Annotated in this window: 24 protein-coding genes; 11 read left to right on the top strand and 13 right to left on the bottom strand. The window is 55.8% G+C overall.

Features of this window, described 5'->3' with window-relative positions:
- Positions 1-253: 253 nt before the first annotated feature.
- On the bottom strand, positions 254-3,778 hold the full coding sequence (gene nifJ / locus IM267_RS17515; protein ID WP_193033918.1) for a pyruvate:ferredoxin (flavodoxin) oxidoreductase: 3,525 nt from the start codon (positions 3,776-3,778) through the stop codon (positions 254-256).
- A 270-nt stretch (positions 3,779-4,048) separates the two neighbouring features.
- Between nifJ and IM267_RS17520 the strand changes: the two genes are divergently transcribed.
- Complete coding sequence (locus tag IM267_RS17520) at positions 4,049-4,315, top strand: DUF333 domain-containing protein (RefSeq protein WP_003856935.1); 267 nt, start codon at positions 4,049-4,051, stop codon at positions 4,313-4,315.
- A 1-nt stretch (position 4,316) separates the two neighbouring features.
- Here IM267_RS17520 and hslJ read toward each other — a convergent pair whose 3' ends face one another.
- From hslJ to IM267_RS17540, 4 genes are all read right to left on the bottom strand, one after another.
- Positions 4,317-4,754, bottom strand: a complete 438-nt coding sequence (hslJ, locus tag IM267_RS17525; protein ID WP_193033919.1) for a heat shock protein HslJ — start codon at positions 4,752-4,754, stop codon at positions 4,317-4,319.
- A gap of 123 nt (positions 4,755-4,877) precedes the next feature.
- A complete protein-coding gene (locus IM267_RS17530; RefSeq protein ID WP_017693358.1) occupies positions 4,878-5,006 on the bottom strand; it encodes a DUF2474 domain-containing protein in 129 nt (42 codons plus the stop codon).
- The gene (gene cydB, locus IM267_RS17535) at positions 5,006-6,016 is read right to left on the bottom strand and encodes a cytochrome d ubiquinol oxidase subunit II (protein ID WP_193033920.1); all 1,011 of its coding nucleotides are present in this window, start codon (positions 6,014-6,016) and stop codon (positions 5,006-5,008) included. Before cydB ends, IM267_RS17530 begins: the two co-directional genes overlap by 1 nt.
- A gap of 5 nt (positions 6,017-6,021) precedes the next feature.
- Positions 6,022-7,416, bottom strand: a complete 1,395-nt coding sequence (locus tag IM267_RS17540) for a cytochrome ubiquinol oxidase subunit I (RefSeq protein ID WP_193033921.1) — start codon at positions 7,414-7,416, stop codon at positions 6,022-6,024.
- 392 nt (positions 7,417-7,808) lie between these two features.
- On the opposite strand from IM267_RS17540, the gene IM267_RS17545 reads away from it, so the two are divergent.
- The 3 genes from IM267_RS17545 to patD all read left to right on the top strand — a co-directional run bounded on the left by IM267_RS17545 (position 7,809) and on the right by patD (position 11,068).
- Positions 7,809-7,997, top strand: a complete 189-nt coding sequence (locus IM267_RS17545) for a hypothetical protein (protein WP_063866623.1) — start codon at positions 7,809-7,811, stop codon at positions 7,995-7,997.
- A gap of 82 nt (positions 7,998-8,079) precedes the next feature.
- On the top strand, positions 8,080-9,504 hold the full coding sequence (locus tag IM267_RS17550; RefSeq protein ID WP_107535438.1) for a PLP-dependent aminotransferase family protein: 1,425 nt from the start codon (positions 8,080-8,082) through the stop codon (positions 9,502-9,504).
- 139 nt (positions 9,505-9,643) lie between these two features.
- Positions 9,644-11,068 carry an aminobutyraldehyde dehydrogenase gene (gene patD / locus IM267_RS17555; RefSeq protein WP_193033922.1) on the top strand — a complete coding sequence of 475 codons (1,425 nt, stop codon included), beginning with the start codon at positions 9,644-9,646 and terminating at the stop codon, positions 11,066-11,068.
- 35 nt (positions 11,069-11,103) lie between these two features.
- On the opposite strand, the gene IM267_RS17560 is transcribed toward patD, so the two are convergent.
- From IM267_RS17560 to IM267_RS17570, 3 genes are read right to left on the bottom strand one after another with little or no spacing between them, the layout of a single operon-like run.
- Positions 11,104-11,286: a DUF1869 domain-containing protein gene (locus IM267_RS17560; protein WP_063449914.1), complete on the bottom strand. Its 183-nt coding sequence runs from the start codon at positions 11,284-11,286 to the stop codon at positions 11,104-11,106.
- A 3-nt stretch (positions 11,287-11,289) separates the two neighbouring features.
- A complete protein-coding gene (locus tag IM267_RS17565; protein ID WP_193033923.1) occupies positions 11,290-11,643 on the bottom strand; it encodes a DUF1971 domain-containing protein in 354 nt (117 codons plus the stop codon).
- A gap of 27 nt (positions 11,644-11,670) precedes the next feature.
- Entirely contained in the window at positions 11,671-11,997 is a 327-nt protein-coding gene (locus tag IM267_RS17570) for a DUF1971 domain-containing protein (protein WP_193033924.1), read from the bottom strand.
- 243 nt (positions 11,998-12,240) lie between these two features.
- Here IM267_RS17570 and IM267_RS17575 point away from each other — a divergent pair, with 243 nt between their 5' ends.
- Complete coding sequence (locus tag IM267_RS17575; protein ID WP_032670341.1) at positions 12,241-12,414, top strand: GhoT/OrtT family toxin; 174 nt, start codon at positions 12,241-12,243, stop codon at positions 12,412-12,414.
- An 85-nt stretch (positions 12,415-12,499) separates the two neighbouring features.
- Complete coding sequence (locus IM267_RS17580) at positions 12,500-13,258, top strand: alpha/beta fold hydrolase (RefSeq protein WP_102751085.1); 759 nt, start codon at positions 12,500-12,502, stop codon at positions 13,256-13,258.
- 33 nt (positions 13,259-13,291) lie between these two features.
- Here the strand turns inward: IM267_RS17580 and IM267_RS17585 are convergent, their stop codons facing one another.
- From IM267_RS17585 to IM267_RS17595, 3 genes are read right to left on the bottom strand one after another with little or no spacing between them, the layout of a single operon-like run.
- Positions 13,292-15,466, bottom strand: coding sequence for a virulence factor SrfC family protein (locus IM267_RS17585; protein ID WP_193033925.1), 2,175 nt, complete (start codon positions 15,464-15,466; stop codon positions 13,292-13,294).
- Positions 15,463-18,444, bottom strand: a complete 2,982-nt coding sequence (locus tag IM267_RS17590) for a virulence factor SrfB (protein WP_193033926.1) — start codon at positions 18,442-18,444, stop codon at positions 15,463-15,465. The genes IM267_RS17585 and IM267_RS17590 overlap by 4 nt, the downstream gene beginning before the upstream one ends.
- Before the next feature lie 4 nt (positions 18,445-18,448).
- Positions 18,449-19,780, bottom strand: coding sequence for an SrfA family protein (locus tag IM267_RS17595; protein ID WP_193033927.1), 1,332 nt, complete (start codon positions 19,778-19,780; stop codon positions 18,449-18,451).
- 282 nt (positions 19,781-20,062) lie between these two features.
- Here IM267_RS17595 and IM267_RS17600 point away from each other — a divergent pair, with 282 nt between their 5' ends.
- Positions 20,063-21,661, top strand: coding sequence for an ABC transporter substrate-binding protein (locus IM267_RS17600; RefSeq protein WP_193033928.1), 1,599 nt, complete (start codon positions 20,063-20,065; stop codon positions 21,659-21,661).
- A 99-nt stretch (positions 21,662-21,760) separates the two neighbouring features.
- Entirely contained in the window at positions 21,761-21,994 is a 234-nt protein-coding gene (locus tag IM267_RS17605) for a YdcY family protein (RefSeq protein WP_193033929.1), read from the top strand.
- Positions 21,995-21,996: 2 nt separating this feature from the next.
- Here IM267_RS17605 and IM267_RS17610 read toward each other — a convergent pair whose 3' ends face one another.
- Both IM267_RS17610 and IM267_RS17615 read right to left on the bottom strand, forming a co-directional pair.
- Positions 21,997-22,446 carry a DMT family transporter gene (locus tag IM267_RS17610; RefSeq protein WP_131636921.1) on the bottom strand — a complete coding sequence of 150 codons (450 nt, stop codon included), beginning with the start codon at positions 22,444-22,446 and terminating at the stop codon, positions 21,997-21,999.
- Complete coding sequence (locus IM267_RS17615) at positions 22,443-22,961, bottom strand: GNAT family N-acetyltransferase (RefSeq protein WP_193033930.1); 519 nt, start codon at positions 22,959-22,961, stop codon at positions 22,443-22,445. Before IM267_RS17615 ends, IM267_RS17610 begins: the two co-directional genes overlap by 4 nt.
- Before the next feature lie 148 nt (positions 22,962-23,109).
- On the opposite strand from IM267_RS17615, the gene IM267_RS17620 reads away from it, so the two are divergent.
- The 3 genes from IM267_RS17620 (at position 23,110) to IM267_RS17630 (ending at position 25,716) form a co-directional block, all read left to right on the top strand.
- On the top strand, positions 23,110-23,685 hold the full coding sequence (locus tag IM267_RS17620) for a helix-turn-helix domain-containing protein (protein ID WP_193033931.1): 576 nt from the start codon (positions 23,110-23,112) through the stop codon (positions 23,683-23,685).
- A gap of 66 nt (positions 23,686-23,751) precedes the next feature.
- A complete protein-coding gene (locus IM267_RS17625; RefSeq protein ID WP_193033932.1) occupies positions 23,752-24,786 on the top strand; it encodes an NADP-dependent oxidoreductase in 1,035 nt (344 codons plus the stop codon).
- A gap of 261 nt (positions 24,787-25,047) precedes the next feature.
- Complete coding sequence (locus IM267_RS17630) at positions 25,048-25,716, top strand: GntR family transcriptional regulator (protein WP_063449925.1); 669 nt, start codon at positions 25,048-25,050, stop codon at positions 25,714-25,716.
- Positions 25,717-25,724: the final 8 nt, after the last annotated feature.

A 25,724-nucleotide genomic window follows, 5' to 3' on the forward strand; every position in this document is an offset into this window, starting at 1 on the left:
ATATTGCGGCTGAAATGATGATTGATGCCGTGAATAAATTACAGTGACAGATACAAAATAAAAATTATTATTTGCGGAGTAAACAAGGTAATCTTCCCGGCGTTATATGCCTTTAAGATTTTTTCATCCATAATTACCGTGAATATTGTTCAGAAGATTGAGGCAATTTTCACCGATCTTTGGATTCGCCTGGTGCGCATGCATCGGGCTTTTTTTATGGCAAAAAAATGCCCGGACAAGCCGGGCATAAAGGTTATTCGCTGGTGGATTTTTCCGCTTTCCCCGCCAGTTGTGCCAGGAAGTCATACCGCTTCTGAAGATCCGCTGCCGCATCCTTCCAGAGCTGCTCTGCTACTTCTGGCTGCTGAGCGTTCAGCCTGCGGAAACGTTGCTCCTGAAGCAGGGTTTCGGCAAGGGCGTCTGACGGTGGACGCGAATCCAGCGCCAGCGGCAATTTCCCTTCATCGGCACGGCGCGGATCGAAGCGGTACAGCGGCCAGAATCCGGTTGCGGTAAGCTGACGCATCTGGTCGTGGCTAAGCGCCAGATCGTAGCCATGTTCCTCGCACGGGCTGTAGGCGATGATCAGCGACGGGCCAGGATAAGCTTCCGCTTCCTGAATGGCTTTCACCGTCTGGTTGAGCTGTGCACCCAGCGAAATCTGCGCGACGTAGACATGGCCATACATCATCATGCTGACGCCGAGATCCTTACGCGCCTTGCGTTTGCCATGCTCACCAAATTTCGTGACCGCCCCTAACGGCGTCGCTTTCGAGGCCTGTCCACCGGTGTTGGAATAGCACTGGGTATCAAGAACCAGAATGTTGACGTTTTCGGTCAGGCTCAGCACGTGATCGAGTCCACCGAATCCAATATCGTAGGCCCATCCGTCACCGCCGATGAGCCAGATCGATTTTTCTACCAGCGCGTCGGCATCGGTCAGCAGTTGTTCAGCCCCTTTAATACCCCGAAGCGCATTGCGCAGTTCAGCAACCTGCGCGCGACGAACGTCAGGCGTGGCCTCCGCATGCAGCGCGTCATTCAGCTCTGCCGGGATTTTATCGGCAAACTCTTCCAGCAGACGCATTACGCGGGCACGGTGCTGGTCGACCGTCAGACGGAAGCCCAGTCCAAATTCTGCGTTATCCTCGAAAAGCGAGTTTGCCCACGCCGGACCGCGGCCGTTCGCGTCGGTGGTATACGGCGTGGACGGCAGGTTACCGCCATAGATTGACGAGCAGCCAGTCGCGTTGGCAATCAGCATTCGGTCACCGTAAAGCTGGGTAAGCAGTTTAATGTATGGCGTTTCACCGCAGCCAGAACACGCCCCGGAGTACTCGAAAAGCGGCGTAATGAGCTGTGAGGTACGAATGTCAATGCGTTCCAGCTTGTTGCGGTCGATTTCAGGCAGGTCGAGGAAGAAATCATAATTCACTTTCTCTTCTTCAACATGGTCCAGACGCGACATCATATTGATGGCTTTGATTGTCGGATCCTGACGATCTTTCGCCGGGCACACCTCAACGCACAGGTTACAGCCGGTGCAGTCTTCTGGCGCCACCTGAAGAACATATTTCTGGCCACGCATATCGCGGGATTTTACATCCAGCGAGTGCAGGCTCTCCGGCGCGTCAGCCATCGCTTCCGGCGATACCACCTTGGCGCGAATGGCCGAGTGCGGACAGGCCGCCACGCAGTGGTTGCACTGGGTGCACAGCTCTTCTTTCCAGATGGGGATCGCTTCGGCAATATTGCGTTTTTCCCAGCGGGTCGTGCCCATCGGCCAGGTGCCGTCAGGCGGAAGCGCAGAGACGGGCAGGGTGTCGCCCAGTCCGGCAAGCATCGCCGCCGTTACGGTTTTGACGAAATCCGGTGCGGCGTCAGACACCACTGGCGGTCGGTTCGGGCTGCCGGCATTGACCGGCTGCAACGGCACTTCGAACAGCGACTCGCGGGCCAGCGCCAGCGCCTGCCAGTTGCGTTCAACCAGCTCCTGACCTTTGCTGCTGTAGCTTTTGGCAATCGCCCCCTGAAGTTCCATCAGTGCGCTGTCGCCCGGCAGAATGTTGGTCAGGTGGAAGAACGCCATCTGCATGACCGTATTGATACGCGCTGCCAGGCCGCACTCGCGGGCAATCTTCGCGGCGTTAATGACATACAGGCGCGCCTGTTTCTGGTTCAGCACCGCCTGGACTTCCTGGGGCAGGCGCGCCCAGACCTCATCGGCGCTGTACGGGGTGTTGATCAGGAAAATACCGCCGGGCTTCAGGCGCTCGGCCATCTGGTATTTATCAATGAACTGGAGCTGGTGACAGCCAACAAAATCTGCCTGCGAAATAAGGTACGCCGAGCGGATTGGGTGTTCGCTAACGCGCAGGTGGGAGACGGTCAATCCGCCCGCTTTTTTGGAGTCATAGACGAAATACCCTTGCGCATACCACGGCGTGGAGTTACCGATAATTTTGATGTTGTTTTTGGTCGCCGAGACGCTGCCGTCGCTGCCCAGGCCGTAGAACAGCGCTTCCAGTTTCGCATTCGAGGGCAGGGTGTTTTCCGGCAGCGGGAGAGAAAGGTTAGTCACGTCATCATAAATGCCGACCGTAAAGCGCGGTTTCGGTTTTGCCTCCCGCAATTCAGTGAATACGGCCAGGACGCATTCTGGCCCGAACTCTTTGGAGGATAAACCATAACGCCCGCCAATGACGCGCGGCAGCGTTTCGCGTTCGCCAGCATTGAACGCCTCAGCCAGCGCCGTCATCACATCAAGATAGAGCGGTTCAGCCTGTGCGCCAGGCTCTTTGGTGCGGTCAAGTACCGCCACGGCACGCGCGCTTTCCGGCAGGGCTGCGAGCAGGTGTTTCGCGGAGAATGGACGATAGAGGCGCACTTTGAGGACGCCCACTTTTTCCCCACGCGTCAGCAATTCATCGACCACTTCTTCACAGGTGCCGATGGCTGAACCCATCAGGACGATCACGCGCTCGGCCTGCGGATGGCCGTAATATTCAAACGGCTTATACGCGCGACCCGTCGCAGCGGCAAAATCGTCCATCGCCTGTTCGACATGATCGTATACCGCGTTGTACCACGGGTTTGTCGCCTCGCGGGACTGGAAATAGGTGTCCGGGTTTGCCGACGTTCCCCTAATCACCGGGTGTTCCGGATTGAGGGCACGCGCGCGATGAGCATCAATGTCAGCCTGCGGCAGCAGGTTCAGAATAGTATCGTCCGGCAGCGGAACGATTTTATTGATCTCGTGTGACGTGCGGAAACCATCGAAGAAATGAATAAACGGCACGCGGCTTTTCAGCGTGGCAATATGCGATATCAGCGCGAAGTCCTGTGCCTCCTGCACGCTACCGGCGCAGAGCATGGCGCAGCCGGTCTGACGCACGGCCATCACGTCCGAGTGATCGCCAAAAATAGAGAGCGCGTGAGTGGCCACGGTGCGCGCGGCAACGTGCAGGACAAACGGCGTTAACTGTCCTGCCAGCTTGTAAAGCGTGGGGATCATCAGCAGAAGACCCTGTGACGACGTAAACGAAGTCGACAGGGCACCGGTCTGCAACGCACCGTGCACGGTGGCAATGGCGCCGGCTTCGGACTGCATCTCAACGACGCGCGGGACGTCGCCCCAGACGTTTTTTAGGCCATTCCCGGCCCAGGCGTCTGCCTGTTCAGCCATTGTTGAGCTTGGAGTAATTGGGTAGATGGCGATAACTTCGCTGGTACGAAACGCAACCGACGCGACTGCACCATTGCCGTCAATAGTTTGCATAGGACAACACCCTTACATTGCGCAAAAAGAGGGGCCTGTAAAACGACGACAGACCCTGAATATTATCTGTGTATTTTAGCAAAGCTCAGGGTTTGCGATTTTCGCTTTTGTGTCCTCGGTATGCGCTGTATCAATGACTCGATGGCTAGTTGCGTTAAAAAATTGCGAGAAATTGTTACCAGGGCGCATAAATACGCACATCCGCTCTCGACGATGCGGCGCGTGATGCCTATTATGCTTAGGTTTCGCTTTAATTATGGGGAGAAAGGTATGCGTTCAGCATTTTGGGTAGGATGTGCCGCGTTACTGTTATCGGCATGCAGCAATGAACCTGTACAGCAGGCGACAGCAGCACACGTTACGCCAGGTATGAGAGCGGCTATGTCCAGCTCTGGACAAGCTAACTGCGCAATGATCGGAGGGTCACTTTCCGTTGCCCGCCAGCTCGACGGCTCCGCCATCGGCATGTGCGCATTGCCTAACGGCAAACGCTGTAGTGAGCAGTCGCTTGCCGTAGGGTCGTGCGGAAGCTACTGAGTTATTCTACTCGCTTAAACATCAATGACTTATCGGCTGTCGCCAGCGTTAACTGGTCTTCGGTCAGGTCCACCTGTGCGCCTTTGCTTAGCATATCGGCGATGGTCTGATCAAGTGCATTAAGCTGCGGCTCGGTGCAGAGTTTCCGCGTCAAAGCCAGCGTTTTGACGGTCAATTCTCCTTCGGACAACTTCCCCTGTCCGTTGAAGCCGTTGCACATCGTGCCGGAGACGACAATGTTGTTAATCAGGCTGATATTAGGCTGCGCACTGAAGCGAATTTCAGGCTGGGTTTTACCGACTTTCACCGCTTTGCCATCAACGTTTTCCAGCACGAAGCGGTGATTCTCTAGCTGTTCGGTCTGAACGGAGGCTTTGCCAGGGTTAACGCATCCAGCCAGTGCGAGGCTGATTAAACTTACTGCCGCGAGCTTTTTCATTTTTCTTCTCAAACTATCAATGCTGTAAATATTTTTTCAGTGTAACGATACCCTCCTGGGTGTTAATGGGGTTTATCTGAAAGTGCGAGAAAGGACCGGGCGGCGGCGCACCCGGTGAGATACTTAATGAGATTTAAATCCAGCCGCTGCCATCAGCATTTTGAAGAGCATACTGACGCAGGCCAGCGCCAGTACGCTGCCGCCCCAGATGATGGCAAGCCACATCAAACGTTTCCATACAGGTTGTTGCATCAGTGATAACCCTCCCCATGCTGTACTTTTCCGCGAAAAACGTAATAACTCCAGAAGGTGTAGACCAGAATGACGGGAATGATCAACAGTGCACCCACCAACATAAAGCCCTGGCTTTGGGGTGGGGCGGCGGCCTCCCAGAGGGTAATGTCCGGTGGGATGATGTGTGGCCAGATGCTGATCCCAAGCCCGCTAAAACCAAGGAATACCAGTCCTAAGGTCATGATAAACGGCAGGGTATGGCTCGCCGGATTATTCAGGCAGCGCCACTGACACAGGCTCAGGATCACAACCAGCGCAGGGACGGGCAGCAGGTAAAACAGGTTCGGCAGCGTAAACCAGCGTGCGGCAATGGCCGGTTGCGCCAGAGGCGTCCAGATACTGATTGCTGCAATGCACCCCAGAAGGAGGAGCAGGAGCATCTTCGATATCTGACGCATCCGCCGTTGCAGGGCATTTTCGCTTTTCATGACCAGCCACGTTGATCCTAACAGCGCGTAAGCCACCACCAGGGCCGCACCGCAAAAAAGAGTAAATGCGGTAAACCAGTCAAATAGAGCGCCGCTGTAAGCGCGACCGGTGACGCTGAATCCATGGATCACCGCGCCGACGGTAATGCCCTGGCTGAACGTCGCCACAATCGACCCGCCAATAAAGGCCTTATCCCAGAACGGGCGGTGCGTCGGAGTCGCCTTGAAGCGAAATTCAAAGGCAACTCCGCGAAATATAAGCCCGATCAGCATTATGGTTAGGGGGATGGTGAGCGCGTCGATGATGACCGCATAGGCAAGAGGAAAGGCACCAAACAGAGCCGCACCGCCAAGCACCAGCCAGGTTTCGTTTCCGTCCCAGACCGGGGCAACGCTGTTGACCATCACATCGCGATCGTCTGCATCCGGCGTTGCCGGAAACAGGATACCTATCCCCAGGTCAAAACCATCCATTACGATATACATCAGGGTGGCGAAAACGATAATAACGAACCAGATAATGGAAAGATCGATACCCATTACGGTTACTCCTTACATTCAGTGGTGACGGCAGAAAGCGGACGAGCAGGGCGGCCGTTGGATTCGGTCGCGAAGGATCCATGGGGCTGCGGCCCTTTTTTAATCAGACGCACCATATAGCTGTAGCCCACGCCAAACACCGCGGTATAAACCACGAAGAAAGCCAGCAAGCTGATGCTCATGTGCAGATCGCCATGCGCGGAAACCGCATCTTTTGTGCGCTGTAGCCCATAGACGACCCAGGGCTGGCGGCCAACCTCCGTAGTTACCCATCCGGCGAGGATGGCGATCAGCCCGGACGGCCCCATCAGCAGGGCAAACCACAGGAAGGGACGCGAGGTATAGAGGCGGTGTTTGTAACGCAGCCACAGTGCCGCCACGCCCAAAAGTAGCATCAACATTCCTAAACCGGCCATAATGCGGAAAGACCAGAAAACAATCGTGGCGTTCGGACGATCTTCTTTCGGGAACGCCTTCAATGCCGGAACCTGTTTATCAAGGCTGTGGGTCAAGATCAGGCTGCCCAACGCGGGTATCGCCAGTCCAAAACGGGTCCGTTCCTGCTCCATATCCGGCCAGCCAAACAGCAGCAGCGGCGTAGGCTCACCCGGCGGGTTCTCCCAGTGGCCTTCTATAGCGGCTATTTTCGCGGGCTGGTGTTTTAAGGTGTTCAGCCCGTGCATATCGCCCACCAGCGCCTGGACAGGGGCGACGATCAACGTCATCCACAACGCCATGGAGAACATGGTGCGAATGGCGGGCGTGTTGTTGCCGCGCAGCAAATGCCACGCCGCAGAGGCACCGACAAACAGCGCGCTGCTGAGGAAAGCCGCTATCGACATGTGCAGAAGGCGATAAGGAAAGGAGGGGTTAAACACCACGGCAAACCAGTCCACAGGAACCACCTGACCGTTTACGATTTCATACCCTTGCGGTGTCTGCATCCAGCTGTTTGACGAGAGGATCCAGAACGTAGAAATGATGGTTCCCAACGCGACCATGCAGGTTGAAAAGAAGTGCAGCCCCGGCCCGACCTTATTCCAGCCAAATAACATCACCCCGAGGAAACCTGCCTCCAGGAAGAACGCGGTGAGCACTTCATAGGTCAGCAGGGGGCCGGTAATACTGCCCGCGAACTGCGAAAACCCGCTCCAGTTGGTGCCAAACTGATAAGCCATCACCAGGCCGGAGACCACGCCCATACCAAAGTTGACGGCGAAGATCTTCGACCAGAAATGGTACAGCGAACGCCAGACGGGATTTTTGGTTTTTAGCCACAGCCCTTCCAGCACGGCGAGATAGCTCGCCAGGCCGATGGTGATTGCTGGAAATATAATATGAAAGGATACGGTAAAGGCGAACTGTATTCGCGCAAGATGAAACGCATCTAGACCAAACATGCATTGCCTCAATGTTAAACGGTGTGCTGTTATGATAAAGAGCGGCCAGATGTGATATCAGAAGCAGAAAGCTATATTTTATCTATAACAGTTGAGGAAAATGGCTAACTTTATCTGGCTGATATACTTAACCAGGAAGAATAAAAAAATTCTTTTTATGATTTTTACGCATTAAACAGCTTGCTTTGTCACCAGCAACATGCGTTAATGGATTTCTGGTTTTGAATCCAAATAAATATCTGACGTAGTTTTATAAAGCAGTTCTCATCACGTTGTGCCTCTCCGCAGCCTCTCTTGGGTCTTTATCTACATTCCGATTCGTTTTGTATCGAACCATTTATGCCTGATCGGCTCATGAGTAATTTACGTTTTTACGTTTACAGGAGAATCCTATGACTTCTTATATCCATTTCCGCTGCCCATGCTGTCATGGCTCGCAGTACCGCACCTCAGCTTTTGACGTGTCTGATAAAAACCCGTTCGGCGCGAAATGCATTTTCTGCAAATCGCCGATGATCACGCTCGACCACCTGGCCGCTGCGCATTCTGCTCAGAATCACGTTACCGAATACCGCAAGTAAGCCACCGCATTTCCCATAACAGTTAGCAAAATCTTCTCTTTTTCTCCTGCTGATATACACTGTCAGCAATAAGGAGAATCTGATGAAAAAATACCAGCGTCTGGCGCAACAAATAATCTCGCAGATTGAGCTTGGCGTATGGTTGCCGGGCGATAAGCTGCCTTCCCTGCGTGAGCAAGTGGCAAGCAGCGGCATGAGCTTCATGACCGTGGGCCACGCGTATCAGATGCTGGAAAGTCAGGGGCGCATTGTTGCCAGACCGCAGTCGGGCTACTACGTTGCCGCGCGCCCGACCACGCACCAGCCTGCACCACCCGCGCAGGTGATGCGCGACGAAGTGGTAGACATCAACACCTATATCTTCGACGTGTTACAGGCCAGCCGCGACCCCTCCGTTGTCCCTTTTGCCTCAGCATTTCCCGATCCACGCCTCTTTCCGCTTCAGCAACTCAACCGCTCGCTGGCTAACGTCAGTAAAACGGCCACGGCCATGAGCGTGATTGAAAACCTGCCGCCGGGTAACGTCGACTTACGTCATGCCATTGCCCGCCGCTACGCCCAGCAGGGGATGAATATCTCCCCGGATGAAATTGTGATCACCGCGGGCGCGCTTGAGGCGCTCAACCTCAGCTTACAGGCAGTCACGGAACCTGGTGACTGGGTTATTGTTGAAAACCCCTGTTTTTATGGCGCACTCCAGGCGCTGGAACGTCTGAAGCTGAAAGCGCTGTCGATTGCCACTGACGTCCGGGAAGGTATCGATCTTAATGCCCTTGAGCAGGCGTTAAACGACTACCCGGTGAAAGCCTGCTGGCTGATGACCAACAGTCAGAACCCGCTCGGCTTTACGCTGAGCGCAGAGAAGAAAGCCCAGCTGGTGGCCTTGTTAACCCGGCACAACGTCACGCTGATCGAAGACGATGTTTACAGCGAACTCTATTTTGGCCGCGAAAAGCCGCTTCCGGCAAAAGCCTGGGATAAGCAGGACATGACGTTGCACTGCTCCTCATTTTCCAAGTGTCTGGTGGCCGGTTTTCGCATTGGCTGGGTGGCGGCGGGAAAGCATGCGCGCCGTATTCAGCAGTTGCAGCTAATGAGTACGTTATCGACCAGCTCTCCCATGCAGCTGGCGCTGGTGGATTATCTGGCGACCAAACGTTACGACGCCCACCTCCGTCGCCTGCGGCGTACGCTTGCTGAACGTAAACAGCAGGCCTGGCAATCGCTTCTGCGCCATATGCCTGCCGGCGTCAAAATCCATCATAACGACAGCGGCTACTTTTTATGGCTGGAGCTGCCTGAACAGCTGGATGCGGGGCAGTTGAGTGAAAAGGCATTAACCCATCAAATCAGCATTGCCCCCGGCAAGATGTTTTCCACCTCCGATATCTGGACGCCGTTTTTCCGTTTCAATACCTCCTGGGGCTGGAGCGAGCGGGAGGAACAGGCGGTCGTCCAGCTGGCGGCGCTAATTCGCGAGATGATGCTGCCGCCAGTCACACCTTGATGAAAATTCCTGAAGCGGCAGGGCGCGCGGTCTACCTTTAATAAGGGAGCACGGCTTACAAGCGTGACGTTGTCACGTGTTGATCCGACAAAACGTGTGCTGACAGCGAAAATAATGTCGACTTTAACAGGACGGTGCTATGCAAAATCAATTGCTGATTAATGGTGAACTGGTGGCTGGCGAAGGTGCGAAGCAGGCGGTTTATAATCCTGCCACGGGTGAGGTGCTGCTTGAGATTGCTGAAGCATCGGCTGCACAGGTGGACGCCGCCGTCCAGGCTGCCGATCGCGCGTTCACAGAGTGGGGGCAAACGACGCCGAAAACGCGCGCCGACTGTCTGTTAAAGCTGGCTGACGTGATTGAAGCCAACGCCGATGCGTTCGCGCAGCTGGAATCCCTTAACTGCGGAAAGCCGCTCCATTGTGCTCTGGGAGATGAAATTCCTGCCGTGGTTGATGTGTTTCGCTTCTTTGCCGGGGCCGCCCGCTGCCTGAATGGGCTGGCTGCCGGAGAATATCTGGAAGGACATACCTCGATGATTCGCCGCGATCCGGTTGGCGTTGTCGCCTCTATCGCGCCCTGGAACTATCCTCTGATGATGGCGGCGTGGAAGCTAGCCCCCGCGCTGGCAGCGGGAAACTGTGTCGTCATCAAACCATCAGAAATCACCCCGTTGACGGCGCTGAAGCTGGCAGAACTGGCGAAAGATATCTTCCCGGCAGGCGTGCTGAACGTGCTGTTTGGTCGCGGCAAGACCGTAGGGGATCCGCTGACCGGTCACGAAAAAGTGCGCATGGTTTCCCTCACCGGCTCTATCGCCACCGGGGAGCATATCATTGGTCATACCGCATCCTCTATCAAACGTACCCATATGGAGTTGGGTGGAAAAGCGCCGGTCATTGTCTTTGACGATGCAGATTTGGATGCCGTGGTTGAGGGGGTGCGTACGTTTGGCTTCTACAATGCCGGTCAGGATTGTACCGCAGCCTGTCGAATCTATGCCCAGCAGGGAATTTATCCCGCCCTGGTTGAAAAGCTGGGCGCAGCCGTTGCCAGCCTGAAAATGGGCGCACCGGACGATGCATCAACGGAGCTTGGTCCGCTCAGCTCCGCAGCGCATCTTTCCCGCGTTTGTGCTGCCGTGGATGAAGCCAAAGCCCTCGGACATATCCGCGTCGTCACCGGCGGCAGTAAAGCAGAGGGGGGCGGATATTACTTCCAGCCAACGCTGCTGGCCGGGGCAAAGCAGGAAGATGCGATCGTCCAGCGAGAAGTGTTTGGTCCGGTAGTTAGCGTGACGGCGTTTGAGGATGAAGCGCAGGTGCTGGCCTGGGCCAACGAATCGCAATACGGCCTGGCCTCGTCCGTCTGGACAAAAGACGTCGGGCGCGCACATCGGCTCAGCGCACGGTTGCAGTATGGCTGCACCTGGGTGAATACCCATTTTATGCTGGTGAGTGAAATGCCTCACGGCGGGATGAAGTTATCCGGTTACGGCAAAGATATGTCGGTTTACGGCCTTGAAGATTACACGGTTGTGCGACATGTCATGATCAAACACTAAACCCTTATGCCCGGCGCAGTGCCGGGCGTTTGTGCTTACCAGCCACACACGTCGTGTTCATTTTCCGTATCGTAGGCGCGAACGGTATTCACCAGATCCTTCACGACATCTGCCGCGACATCCGGGATCAACAGCTCCATAGGCGCCTCTGTCTCATAATCTACCGACACGCCGTTGCTGTTGTTGGTGACGGTCACGGTATAGGTTGCCTTACCCATAACTTACTCCTTATGCGTGTTGACCACTTTACCGATACCCGCCCCGCTGAGCGTGACGGCAGGATCCGCGAAAAAGTCGATATTAAAGTAAGTATCGTCGGTCAATAGCTCAATGCGGTGCCATTTTTGCGGAGGGGAGATACCAAAGGAACCGGCCTCAATCACCACTTCCAGATCGGGTTCGTTGGCATCGCCATCGGCAAAGCCAAAGTAACGCACCGCACCCTGCATAACGGACAAACGCCCGTACACGCCAGCTTTGGTGTTGTGATGGGTAAAAAGCGCTTTTGGGGCGGTCTCTTTATTCCAGAACGGGGTAGAGCGGGTGTGAACAAAGTTTTCAGGAATACGTAACATAATAGTTTCCTTCATGATATCGGGCGCTTAAAGGGACTTAAGCACCTCAGGTTCAACAAAGAATTCAATATTGAACAGGGTGTCGTCGGACATCAGCTCAATGTGATGCCATCTCTCTGGCGGGAAAACGCCGAAATGACCCGCCTCAATGACGAGTTCGCTGTCAGGCTCGGGCGTAAATTCATCAGCATAGCCCAGATAACGCACTGCGCCGCGCATCACCGACAGGCGCGGGTAAACGCCCGGACGCGTACCCGTATCAAGGTGGCGTTTAAAAATGCCGGCGGGGGCCGTTTCTTTGTTCCAGAAAGGCGTGGAACGGGTGTGAATGCAACTCTGTGGAATGCGTAGCATGTTTCCTCCCTTGAAAGCCTGCTCTTATTAGACTGCTTTCTGAGGAAATGAATTTATCAAAAAGTGCATTATATATGCATCTTATCAATAATAACCGTTTTGTTTTACCCGGCGTTGTTACACAAGATACTCAGTTGTTATTATCCTTAGTATTTAAGTGGTTATGATGTAATGAAAAAACTTGATCTGTGTCAACATATGACGCATATTGCGTGCGGTTATTTTTTGGCTCAGGTAAACAGAATGACGTTGTATCAAAAGATGTTGGTGTTTTACGCAATCATGGCCTCTGTCTGTGCCTTAATCACCTGGTTCCTGTCTAAAGATCGAAAACGTATTCGCCTGTTGAGCGCATTCCTGGTGGGCTCCACCTGGCCGATGAGCTTTCCTGTTGCCCTGTTGATCTCCCTTTTCTGAAGCACGCTTCCAGAATTGTCATCCAGACATAGCATTCCATAGATTGAGCCTGTATAAATATACAGTCATCATACATGGAGTGCTTATGAACAGTTTCTATTCACAGCAAGCAGGCTGTACCGTTCGCTGGCAAGATCTTCCCGGATTCGGTGACCCGGTTGTGTTTATCCACGGGTTGGGCTGTGCATCGTCGTATGAATATCCTCGTATTGTCTGTGATACCCGTTTCGGCGGGCGCAGAGCCATTCTGATCGATCTTCCCGGTAGCGGTTACAGTGACAAACCTGGCAACTACCGTTATCGCACAAGCGAACAGGCGCAGGTGGTGGTTGAACTGTTAAACCATCTCGGTCTGGATAGGCTCTGGCTCTATGGTCATAGCATGGGCGGGAGTATCGCGATCGAAACGGCAACGCTATTGAAGTCGCGCGTGAAGGGCCTGATCGTGTCTGAACCCAATTTTCGTGCAGGTGGCGGGATGTTCAGCCGATCTATTGCGGCCCAAACCGAACAAGATTTTCTGGAGCAGGGATATGATGACTTGCTGCGGGCGGAAACGTCGGCGTGGGCGGGAAGCCTTCAAAGCAATGCCCCCTGGGCCGTCTGGCGCGGCGCAACGAGCCTCGTCGAGGGCATTAAACCTGACTGGGAACACCTGTTCTTGTCATTGAACTGCCCGATAAGGTTAATTTTTGGTGAGAGGTCTCTGCCTGATGAAGATTTTAATCGCCTGCAACAAAAAGGCGTTCCGGTAAAAATTATCCCCGATGCGGGCCATTCAATGTCCTGGGAAAATCCCTCCGCGTTGGCTCAGGCTTTGTCTGACTTTCTGAGCGGAGCATGAATGTGCAGCCCGCACTTAAGCGGGCTGCAATGATTAAGACAAAAGGGCAGACAGTGCTTTGCGCGCGGCAGGCTGAACGTCATATGGACACTGATAATCCACGTTTTCAATGGCGCGGGTGTAGAGCGCAACCAGCCAGTCATAAACGTAAGCTGTCGCCGCATGAACAGGCTGCTCACCCAACCGGGTGAGGCGGGGTGAGGCGCTGCTCACCACCGGCGTCACAAAAATGGCCTGACCTTTGCGGATCCGGCTTGCAGGCCGTTCAGCGACGGGAGTCAGTTCATATCCAAGCCAGCCAATGAAATTGCCTATCGCGGCATGCAGCTGTGCGCCACTGCTTTTATCTGTTTCTACAATGCGTTGCAGTTGCAGCGGCAGGTTCAGCCGGTAGCTGGTGACGATCAGCACATCGGCAATCTGCTGTAATACGCCTGCGTCCAGGCCCAGCCGGGCAGCCGCCGCGTCGTTGCGACTCCACTGACGAAGATGGTTAACCCATACGCTATGGGCCATTCGCGCCTTGTCCTTGGTCTGCAACACGCCAGGATTTTCCTGCGCCTCTTCCGCAAACAGATCGATAGCGTCGTTAAACAGGCCGTTGACCTGTTCCTCACGAGGCTGGTGAACCGTCAGCAGCGTCTCAAACGCTTTTAACGGCGGCAGAAGCCCTTCAAGCAGTTCACCGTGACGAGCGGCGCTGCCTTGCAGCGTTCGAACCATTTTTTCGGCCTGAGCCCGTTCAGCTATTGGGTCGCGGGTAAGAGGGCCGATATACGGGCGCATCAGTGCCGACAGCGACTGTTGCAACACGCTTTTCAGGGTATGAAGACGCTTCTGGCGCTGGGCCGGCAGGGTAGCCTGCGACAGCCATTCGATCACCCGCTGCATGCTGTGGGAATCAAGCGCCTGGAGCGTGCCCCAGCGCAGACCCGGCTGGCCCAGCAACTGCTGCACCGCTTCGTCAAGGTTCTGTTTCGTGGTGAACCGCGCATCATGAGGGGTAATGGCCCAGACCAGCCCCGGCAATGCGGACTCTTCTACCGGCTGCGTCTCTTTGACCCAGTTTTGCAGGAGCGTGGCCGTTTTTGCCGCCTGCTGGTGGTGCGCTGTTGCGTTGCAGATAACGAGCACATCCGGCTGAATTTGCTGACGATAATGCTCAAGCAGCCACTGGCATTTTGCCTGCGTCATCAGCGGCGTGTTTTCCTCAGTAATGGCCGGAATATCAATAATATCGACGTTATCGAGGGCGCAACTCTCAACGGGCAGTGACAGTTCGCGTGTCAGACATGCCAGTACATCGACGGGCAGGCTAATGGCATTAAGCAGCTCGCCGTTATTGATCGGGTGAAGCAGGGTTTCCTGCGCTTCTGGTACGGTAAATGCCCCATGAGTCAGGAAACCTTCACACGGCAGTCCAAAGCTGTCCACCAGAAGACTTAACGGCGCGGCAAGCGCGCTGGCATGGCCGGTTTGATGCAGCACATGGGCGAGTTTAAGCCACTGCTGGGTTAACTCCTGTTGCTCACCCCATAGCAGGGACCAGACGCTGGCGCGCGTGCTGAGATCCAGCGACGGTATCAGCAGGGCAAACTGATGCCACAGGGCATCGTCAATCTGCTGCTTAGCAGCCGGGACCCTGCTCTGCCAGAAACGGGCAATAGTCGCCACTTCCTGTTTGGTCATTCCCGGCACGCTCTGCGGTTGACGCAGCGCACGCCATTTTTCAAGTCGGGCTTCAATCACGGACTTATCCACCGCGCGGATCTGCGGATCCAACGTGGTGCGCGCGATAAACAGCTGCACCAGCTCGGCCTCCGTTACCAGGCGCAGGCGCAGCGGAAACGCCTCATCGGCAATCTCGCCGGACGACCTGCTGAAACGAACGGCCATGTTGGTTGGCGCATGTCCCGGATTGATATGCGAGAAATAATCGAACGTGCGTTGACCCGGCGTGACGTTCAGCCGTTCGTCGCCGCTGCCGCACAGAGAGGCCAGCAGGTGTGCTTTCGCCGTCTGCGAGTGGCCGTATAAGCCAATGCTGCTCCGGCTGACAAGGGCGCGATCGAGCGCCTCTTCGCGCGCGCGGGCTGCGTTAAGGCGGGCAAGCAGGGCGTCGGCGTCGTTATCCAGCATCGGGGCGTGCTGTCGCGTCTCGTTGATCCACCCGATTAAGGCCTGGGTGGTGGCAGTCGTCCCGGTCATTTGAGGTATACGCTCCCGCTGTCGATCCAGTAATGGCTGCCGCTGTGTCGGCGATCGGCCAGAGTATTCAGTTTAAACGTCAGGGCATCCGGCGGCACGGGCGTGCCGTCCTGGAGCCAGGCGTCGCTCAGCTCGAACGATTCCGGGCCTTCCTGCCTGTTGCCGCCACGCAGCTTCAGGCGCACGTTCAGCACGCCGTCGCCCGCGATGGCTTTCGCCAGCTCGGCAGAGTTGATGCTTAGGGTGTAAAGCGGCGTGGCGGGCCAGCGGGCATTGGCCAGCTGCCGGAAGCCGAGCGTGACGTTACCGCGCAGCGGGAAGTGCAGCCGGGCGTCCAGTTTCGCGCCGGGTTTATCGAGGTCGATGTCGTGATACCAGACGTTCTCGTCCCGCAGGGTATTGATCGTGTTATCCAGCACCCCCAGATAACGCACCGTAGAGTAAGCTCCAATATCGGCCGCTTTGAAGTTGAAGCGCGGCAGACGAAGATCCAGCGCCAGGCTACAGAGCATCGCACCCACGGCGGCGGTGGATTTCGGGTTGCCGATCCGTCCCTGCTGGCTGAACGGATACCATTCATGAACCTGGTATTTATCCAGCCAGACGATACGATTGACGGGCACCGGTTGCAGGTGGCGAATCAGGGCCTGAACGCCCGGCAGGCAGCCCGGTCGCCCCGTGATCAGCAGAATATCGCAGCTGTAATGAGAGATTGCTTCGCATACCGCATGAAGCGGGGCGGCGAGCGTGAACTGCCCCGCCAGCATGGCGTCCTGCATCTCCCGGAAATTGACGTGCAGCGGCACGCTGAACAGATCAAAGTGCTCTGAGCCAGCAGGCAACGCATGGTCGATCGCCTGCTGGAGATAATTCATCACGTTACGCGTTGGTTTTTGGGTCAGCAGGTCGCCAAAGGTGGCGTGCAGCCCGGCCAGCGGATCGTCAATATCGCTCGATTCCCACGCCGCCAGGATCGCGTGACCGATCGGCATAAACAGCTGAAGCGCCGTTTGCTGGCGCAATACTGCCTGGGTATCAATCCGCCCGGAGTCGCCGAACAGGGATGCCATCAGCAGGGAGGCATCGGCTATGCCGGATTTCTGAAGCTGGGTTTGCAGCGCGGGCAGTACGTAGCGCTGGATCACATCCAGCAGCGTATCATCGCCGGCTACCTTGAACCCTTCGCGGAACAGCAGCTGCGGGGTAATTTTGACGTTATTACCGGAGCCATCATCGAGCTGATAGTGCGTGATGGCCATATCCGTCGTGCCGCCGCCGATATCGATAGAGGCAACGCGCAGCGCACGCCCCGGCTCGACGCCCGGCTCAGGCGCGCGATCCGGACGGGCGAGGGAGGCGAAAAACGCTTCGGTCTGGCCGCCGAAGTGGGAAATGGCTTCGTTATACAGCCACACCAGCTGGCCGCAGCTGGCTTCGTCCCACTCCATCTGGATCTCAGGAACCGGAACCACGCTTTTTTCCTGCTGCTTCCGGCTGGCAAAATCTTCATCCTGCGGATGCCAGCCCATCGCTTTCCAGACGATGGCAATGGCTTCGAACATGCGGCGACGGAAGATCTCGCGCTCCTGTTTCGGCATCGCCGAGGGCAGGGTGAGGATCAGCGTACGCAGCTGGCGTGGAGAGGCCGGGAAGCCGAGCCGCAGGCGGGTGGCAACGCTATTAATCTGGCCAAGCGCCTGCGCCAGCAGCTCACAGAGCATGTGCGTCATCAGGGTGCTGCGGCTGTACTGCGGAGAGAAGACCGGCAGGCGCTCATCCTGCGGCAGCGTGAAGAGCGGTTCCCCATCGTCGTTCATGAGGTTCATCAGCGGAAACGCGGTCGCCAGCGGTTCGCGTTGCGTCTTGCCGTTCATCTGGCTGAAGCGCCAGTCCTGCACGACCGGCGTTTCGTCCCACAGGTAGCGACGCGGGCTGGAGATCCCGCTGTTGCCTTCAGTGCCCAGACGCTGCATCGCCAGCTTACGCGCTTCATCACCTACGCGGACAATAGATGGCCAGACGAACGCATCCTCACGGCCGCTTTCCACCGAGAAGTGTTGCTTGCCAAAGCGCGCTTCGGAAAATTCGAGACGGCTGGTAAACAGCGGCTCATTCAGGAACTGCGGCTCGCTCAGAGAGCGCACCTGGAGTTCAGCCGTCTGGCGCAGGCCGTCATTGGCATCACCATGATCTTCAATAATCACGCCACAGGTGTGGGTGTTGCCTACGTCAAGGATCAAATCGACAGGAATAGCAGGGGTGCTCAGGGTGTGGGTAACAAACTTCACTTCCGGCACGGTCAGTTGTTCACCGAGCATAGAGAGCAGGTTGAGCCAGTGCGCCTGATACTCAAAGCTGCGCATGGCCTGATGCAGCTCGCGTTCAGATCGTTTTTCAACCCCGTCGGCAAACTGCGTGAAGGCTTCGCGCAGCCAGCCGTCAATCCAGGTCTGGTCGAGAAAACTCTCAACTTCATTGTCGCGCCAGGCGAGTGCGAAACGCGTCCCGTTCAGGATATCGTTTTCAATCGGCGACAGCGCGGACGTTGCATGCTCCGCAATCTGGCTGTCGAGGGCGATGGTGACGCGGTGCGTGTTGCCAGCCGCGTCGGGTGTGGAAAGCTTTCGCACCTGGACGCGGGCCCAGTTGTCCGGGCCATCAACAAACGTCCGCGGCGGATTAAAGCGCAGGAAAGGAAGCGGCAGCCAGACGCCGTCCAGCACGGTCAATGAGTCGTGCAGTGGAATTGTGCTTTCAGGCTTTACCACTTCCGGCTGCCCGCCATCGGCGGCAGGCAGCGTGTACCGGCCGTTAACCAGATCAAAATCCAGACGCAGCAGCGGGCCATTTGCCGTTTTACGCACGAAACGCCCGTTGCTCGCGTTGTCCTGCGGCGTCAGGCCAAAATCGAGGAACTGTACGCCGCTGTTAGCAATCAGCGTAACGCTCTGTTTATAGTCGCAAAGATTAACCAGCATAGGATCAGACACCTGCTTTCTTGAACGTCAAAGGAACGACGGTGTTGGCATCGTAACGTGCGGTGCATTCCGCCACATCGCTGGCACCCGCCTTACAGGTCACTTCCGGCATCGGATACCGTGAGCCGTCGGTGCAACGTGCGTTGCCGCGCGTTTTGATCAAAAGCTCGCCGTTGCTGTGTAATCCGGAGAAGACGTCCACGCGGCAGACAATATTGTCGCCATGCACGACCCTGGCGAAACCTTTGTTGTTCTGGATCTGATAGCGCAGCGATGGCGGTTTGCCGGTGAGCGGGTCCTGCACATCGAGAAACGCGCGCCAGGTACCGTTCAGGAAGCGCGTTAACCCGGCCTTGACCTGGTTTGCCTCCATTACCATTGCATCTTTCGGTATCGCGGTAATGACCACAGGCTCGGCCGCCGGAGCAGGCGCTTTTATCTTCGGCTCTACCACTTCGGCCTGGTGCAGCGGGAGTTTTAACTCAAGCGGCTCCACCGTCTTAACCGGGACCGGCGCAATCGCCACGGGGGCGGGGGCAGGCGTGGCGGCCGGCGCTGCGGTGGCAGCCTGTTTTGGCCACAGCAGCGGGGTGGCAATGGCCGCAACGATGACCGCGGCAACCGGCAGTAGCCACAGAGGGGAGCGACGCTTTTTCTGCACGACCGTCGGTGCGGGCTCTGGCGGCTCGACGTTCATGCGCACCGGCTCTGGCGTATAGAGTTCATCTTCGGTGATACGGACGGTAGCCGCAGGCGTGATAAGCGGCGCATCGGCCTGCTCAAAAGTCACCGCCGGGGCGGGTTCTGGCTCCGGTTCAGGTTCGACAATCACCTCTGGCTCAGGCTCAGGGATCAACGATTCGCGCAGGCAGTCCAGCACGTCATCGCGCGCATTCTCGTTAAGATTGACGAAACCCCAGAAGCAGATTACCGGCTTGCCATCGACGAGATAGACAAAGTTTTCCCCGGGAAACTGGAAGGCTTTTGAAAGCAGAGAGCCAAACAGCTGTTGCGCCGTTTTCGGTGACTGGAGGCATTTTTTACTCAGCGACTCCACGCTGGCGAGCGTGTTTTCCAGATAGCGCAGGGCACGAAAGCGATCGTCTTCGTCCGCCGCCTTCCAGCTGGAGACCGTGCCCTCAACCGGGGAGTACCAGTCAACGCGGTCGGCGCCGTCATTGACCTGAGGAATGGCCAGACAATCGACGATAGCCTGCTGTTTGCGCAACCGAAGCGCTTCCCGAATTTGCAGGGCTGATTCAAAAACGGCCTGTCCGCCGCCGCCAACGGCCTGAAAATCATCCAGATTGCCGCTGCGTAAAAGTGTTTTTGCCACGATTTGGTCCTGTAGACTTTTTCACGCCGTTACTTTAGCTAAACGCGATTGCAAACAAACGGCTGAGGAGACGGCAAAAGGGACGATTTCTTGCGGCATTGATCGGGACGGTTGTGCTTGACGACTAACGCACCTTAAGGCAAATCGTTTTTCGTGGGCTGGTGCTTAAACCAGCGAAAAGTGCGGCTTTAGAATAACCTGATAGTGATTCGTTATTTGTCAGGTTATATCGCCTGTGCTGTTATTACTGTCCACTATAATAAAACCGAAAGGGTAATAACCATGACTACAGGGAAAACCGTGCTCGCCATCGCGCTGAGCGCGCTGCTACCGGCAAGTGCCGCATGGGCGGTAAATAAAGACACCATTATCTACTGCTCCGAAGCGTCACCGGAGTCGTTTAACCCGCAAATCGCCAGTTCTGGACCCTCGTTTGTCGCCAGTTCGCAAACGCTGTATAACCGTCTGATTAACTTCGATCCGGTGAAGAATACCCCCGTGCCTTCGCTCGCCGAGTCGTGGACCATTTCACCCGATGGCAAAACCTATACTTTTACCCTGCGAAAAGGGGTGAAGTTCAACAGCAACAAATTCTTTAAACCGACGCGCGAATTCAATGCCGATGACGTTATTTTCTCGGTCATGCGTCAGAAAGACCCTAAGCATCCGTATCACAACGTTTCCCAGGGTAATTACGAATACTTTAATGACGTGGGCCTCGACAAGCTCATTCAGGATGTGAAAAAGATCGACGATCACCACGTTCAGTTCACGCTGAGTGAACCCAACGCGGCATTTCTGGCCGACTGGGGAATGGACTTTGCCTCAATCCTCTCCGCCGAATACGCGGATGCGATGCTGAAAAAAGGCACGCCTGAAAATGTGGACACCTGGCCAATCGGCACCGGGCCCTATGTGCTTCAGCAGTACAAGGTGGACTCGCTGATCCGCTACGTCGCCAACCCAAACTACTGGGACGGTGAAGTCCCGACCAAACACCTGATCTTCTCCATCACGCCAAACGTGGAAACCCGTCTGGCGAAGCTGCAAACCAACGAGTGCCAGATTGTTCCTGCGCCGTCGCCGGTGCAGTTTGAAGTGATTAAGAAAAACAAAGACCTGACGCTGCACGCGGTGGACGCGCTGAACGTGGGGTATCTGGCGTTTAACACAGAGAAAAAACCGTTTGATAACGTGCTGGTACGCCAGGCCCTGAACTATGCGACGGACAAAAAGGCCATCGTGAACGCGGTCTTCATGGGATCTGGCACGGTAGCCAAATCGCCGATCCCGCCGAACATGCTCGGCTTTAATAAAGACCTGAAGGATTACGACTACGATCCGGAAAAAGCAAAAGCCCTGCTGAAGCAGGCGGGTCTGGAGAAGGGCGCGAAGGTCACGCTCTGGTCGATGCCGGTTCAGCGTCCGTACAACCCGAACTCACGGCGTATAGCGGAGATGATCCAGGCCGACTGGGCGAAAGTGGGCGTGAAGGCAAAAATTGTGTCTTACGAGTGGGGCGAGTACCTCTCCGGCATGCGTAAAGGCGAGCATGATTCCGCGCTGTTCGGCTGGATGTCCGACAACGGCGATCCGGATAATTTCGCCGACGTACTGCTGGGTTGTAACAGCATTAAAACCGGATCCAACGCCGCGCGCTGGTGTGATAAGGGGTATGATGAGCTTGTGCAAAAGGCTAAGCTGACCAGCACCCCGGAAGAACGCGCGAAGCTGTACGGCCAGGCGCAGGAGATTTTCTACCAGCAGGCGCCGTGGATTGCGTTAGCTAACGGCAAAACGTTCTACGCGACCCGCAGCAACGTGACGGGTTACAGCGTGAGTCTGATGGGCAGTGATTTTTCGAAAGCGAAGCTGAACTGATCGTATTATTGCCGGGTGGCGCCAGGCTTACCCGGTCTACACTCAGCACCCGTAGGCCCGGTACGCCTGGCGCCACCGGGTACGTTAAAAGGAGTGACAATGTCACATTTAAACGATGTTATCGCCCGCGTTGATGCCGCCATCGAAGAGAGCGTTATTACCCACATGAATGAACTGCTGATCGCATTAAGCGATGATGCAGAGCTGAGCCGTGAAGATCGCTATACCCAGCAGCAGCGCCTGCGCACCGCGATTTCACATCATTGTAAGCAACATAAAGAAGAAGCGGAGGCGCGCCATGCCCACCTTACGCAGGGCGGGACTATTCTGTAGGGTTAAAACTGGCGCCGCGCCACCAGCCAGGCGCCGACCACCAGCAACACTGCGCCGCAGACCGGGCCAACCAGCGCGCGCAGCGGGACGCCGTGGCTTTTGAGGATGTCCATCACCAGGCCGCCAATCAGCTGGCTTGCCACCAGTACGGCAATCGTCGTCGCCGCGCCCACGTTCTGATACCCGCTAATACTGGCAAAGACAAAAAACGAGCCCAGCAGCCCGGGGATCAACGTCCACCAGCGCACCGTTGACGCCAGTTCGCTAACCCCCGCCAGGCCATTTTTCACCAGCAGGATGCTGACAAACAGCACGATCCCCACCAGCGAATTGAGCAGCATGGCGATAAGAATGGTGGAGGAGGATTGCGTAATGCGCACCATCAGGGTGTTCTGCACCACCAGCCCAATCCCGGCGGCTACCAGAAACGCTAACGTCAACGATTGATTCATGGCAGAGCATCCGGATCGCTGCGCTGATCAAGCTGGAGCTGCATAAAGGTTAAATCCAGCCAGCGGCCAAATTTGGTTCCCACCTGCGGCATATTTCCGGTAGTAATAAAGCCCAGAGTTGTGTGCAGATGAATGGACGCCTGGTTCTGGGCCTCAATCCCGGCAACCATCACATGCTTACCGATCAGGCGGGCTTCATTAATTAATTCCTTCATCAGCAGCCGACCAATGCCTTTGCCCTGATGATCCGGGTGAACGTACACCGAGTGCTCCACCGTATGGCGAAAACCGTCGAATGCCCGCCAGTCGCCGAATGAGGCGTATCCCGTCACTACACCATTTTCTTCACTGACCAGTACCGGATAACCCACCATCGTACGCGCCTCAAACCATGCGATACGGTTATCGGTGTCGACGGTTTTATCGTTCCAGATGGCGGCGGTGTGCAGAACCGCATGGTTATAAATTTCAGCGATAGCGGCACAATCTTCTTTGCAGGCATGACGAACGATCATGGTTAACCTCTGGCTGTGTTGTTCGCTATAGTAGTACGATCTACTCACAATATTACACAGTTCTTGTATTGCACCGCTACGACAAAATCCCTATTTTTTTACCGCCAGACCGCCCAGAGAGAGCATCCATACACTATAGTATGACGTCATGAACACAATAACAGACAATATGAATCAACGGATTAGCGCCCGTATCCGCCTGGAACGCGAGTCTCGGGGCTGGTCTATAAGCGAACTGGCCGAACGGGCGGGGATTTCGCGCGCCATGATCCACAAGATTGAGCGGGGCGACAGTAGCCCAACGGCGACGCTGCTTGCCCGTCTTTCCGGTGCCTTTGGTATCAGCATGTCAACGCTCATCGCGCGCGCGGAAATGCAAGAGGGCAAGCTGTTACGTCTGGCGAACCAGCCCGTGTGGCGCGATCCGCAAACCCACTATGTGCGTCGCCACGTGTCGCCGCGCACCGATCTGCCTATCGATCTCGTCCAGGTCGAACTGCCCGCGGGCAGCGATGTGCCAATGCCTGCCTCCTCCTATGCGCTGGCGCGACAGCTGATCTGGTTGCAGTCCGGTGAACTGGTCTTTCTGGAGGGGGACTCCCGCCATGAAATGAAGGCCGGAGATTGTCTGGAACTCGGGCCGCCGAACGACTGCCGGTTTATCAACGAAACGGATGAACCGTGCCTTTATCTGGTCGTGCGGCTTAATCAGTCCGGCTCATAATGCAAAAGCGATCCGCAGCATAACGTGCCAGGCTTGAATGACATTTTCAGCAGTAAGGAGAGATGAATGAGTCAATCTACTACGAAAAACCGACGCTGGGTACTGGCCTCCCGTCCGCACGGCGCGCCGGTCGCCGATAACTTCCGCTTAGAAGAACAGCCTATCCCCACGCCCGCAGAGGGCCAGGTATTGTTACGCACCGTATGGCTCTCGCTGGATCCGTATATGCGAGGCCGCATGAGCGATGCGCCATCCTATTCACCTCCGGTCGAGATTGGTGCCGTGATGGTGGGCGGTACGGTAAGCCGCGTCGAGACGTCCCGCCATCCTGATTATAAAGAAGGTGAATGGGTTCTGGGTTACAGCGGCTGGCAGGACTATGAACTGTCGGACGGGAAGGGGCTGGTGAAACTGGGCGAAAACCCGTCGCGCCCTTCTTGGTCACTCGGCGTGCTGGGGATGCCGGGCTTCACCGCGTATATGGGGCTGCTTGATATCGGCCAGCCTCAGGCGGGGGAAACGCTTGTCGTGGCCGCAGCCACGGGGCCGGTAGGCGCAACGGTGGGGCAGATCGGTAAAATCAAAGGGTGCCGGGTCATCGGCGTGGCCGGCGGTGAGGAAAAATGCCGTCATGCGGTTGATGTGCTCGGTTTCGACGCCTGTCTGGATCACCGTGCGGACGATTTTGCTGAACAACTGGCGAAAGCCTGCCCGCAGGGCATTGACGTTTATTACGAAAACGTCGGCGGTAAAGTCTTCGACGCCGTGCTTCCGCTACTGAATACCTCCGCGCGCGTACCGGTTTGTGGACTGGTCAGCGGCTACAACGCGACCAACCTGCCGGAGGGTCCGGACCGGTTACCGCTGCTGATGGGAACCATCCTGAAAAAACGCATCCGCATGCAGGGCTTTATTATCGCTCAGGACTATGGTCATCGTATTGACGAGTTCCAGCAAGAAATGGGCCGCTGGGTGCAGGAAGGCAAAATTCACTATCGCGAGCAGGTTACGGAAGGGCTGGAAGCGGCCCCTGACGCGCTGATTGGGCTGCTTGAAGGGAAAAACTTCGGCAAAGTCGTGATCCGCGTGGCGGCAGACTAATCAGGGCATCGGTTATGGCGGACGGGGTCCGCCATAATTATTTGTGCAGATACGATATATTGTCTTTAATTAACCCATAAGCTTTGCGCGCCTTCGGCCCAGCTGAGCCATAAGTGGTAAACGCACTATTATTTGAACGATTTTTTATTTTAACGCGCGCCCAACTTACCAGGCATGACGATACAGGATTATATCGAACCGGCGATGTTTTTTTAAACAGTCGCCGAAAATGGCATTTTGTTTTGGCTACGGGAATTTGACATGCTTGATTTGGATAATTTGGAAAAAGCACAAAGAATCAGTCTGACTATGCAAGTTGAGAACAGTTTAAAGGGAGCGTTAATTACGGGCTCATTAAAACCTGGGGCTCGACTCATCACCAAAGAGATTGCGGATAAATTAGGCACCAGCATCACGCCGGTGCGCGAGGCCCTGCTGCGCCTGGTGTCGGCGGGCGCCTTACAGGCCACGCCTGCGCAGGCGTTTTTGGTCCCGGAAGTCACGCTGGAACGGTATAACGAAATTAACGCCATCAGAAAGCAGCTTGAGCCGATGGCCGTTGCGGCGGCGTGCCAGAATATGACCGACACCAAACTGGATGCACTACGTGCGCTGGCTGATAATTTCAGCACCGCCATGCATCAGGGCGATGTGCAGAAAGCGATTCAGGCCAACCGCGTGTTCCGGTTTACCCTCTATCAATATGCCGAGATGCCGACCCTGAACTCGCTGATTGAGCAGCTGTGGGTACGGATAGGGCCGTGTATCAACTACCTGCATGAAGAGCTGAGTGACGTGCCCGCAGAGACCTATCATTATGACGATCTGCTTTCTGCGCTTGAGAAAAGGGATGTGGCGGCCAGCCGGGAAGCGATCGATAAAGCCATCGACGAAGCCAATATTCTTCTGCAACGACAGTACTACAGTTAAGGCGCTTT

It is taken from the genome of Enterobacter cloacae complex sp. P15RS (genome assembly GCF_014895905.1).
In the GTDB taxonomy this organism is placed as follows: domain Bacteria; phylum Pseudomonadota; class Gammaproteobacteria; order Enterobacterales; family Enterobacteriaceae; genus Enterobacter; species Enterobacter quasihormaechei.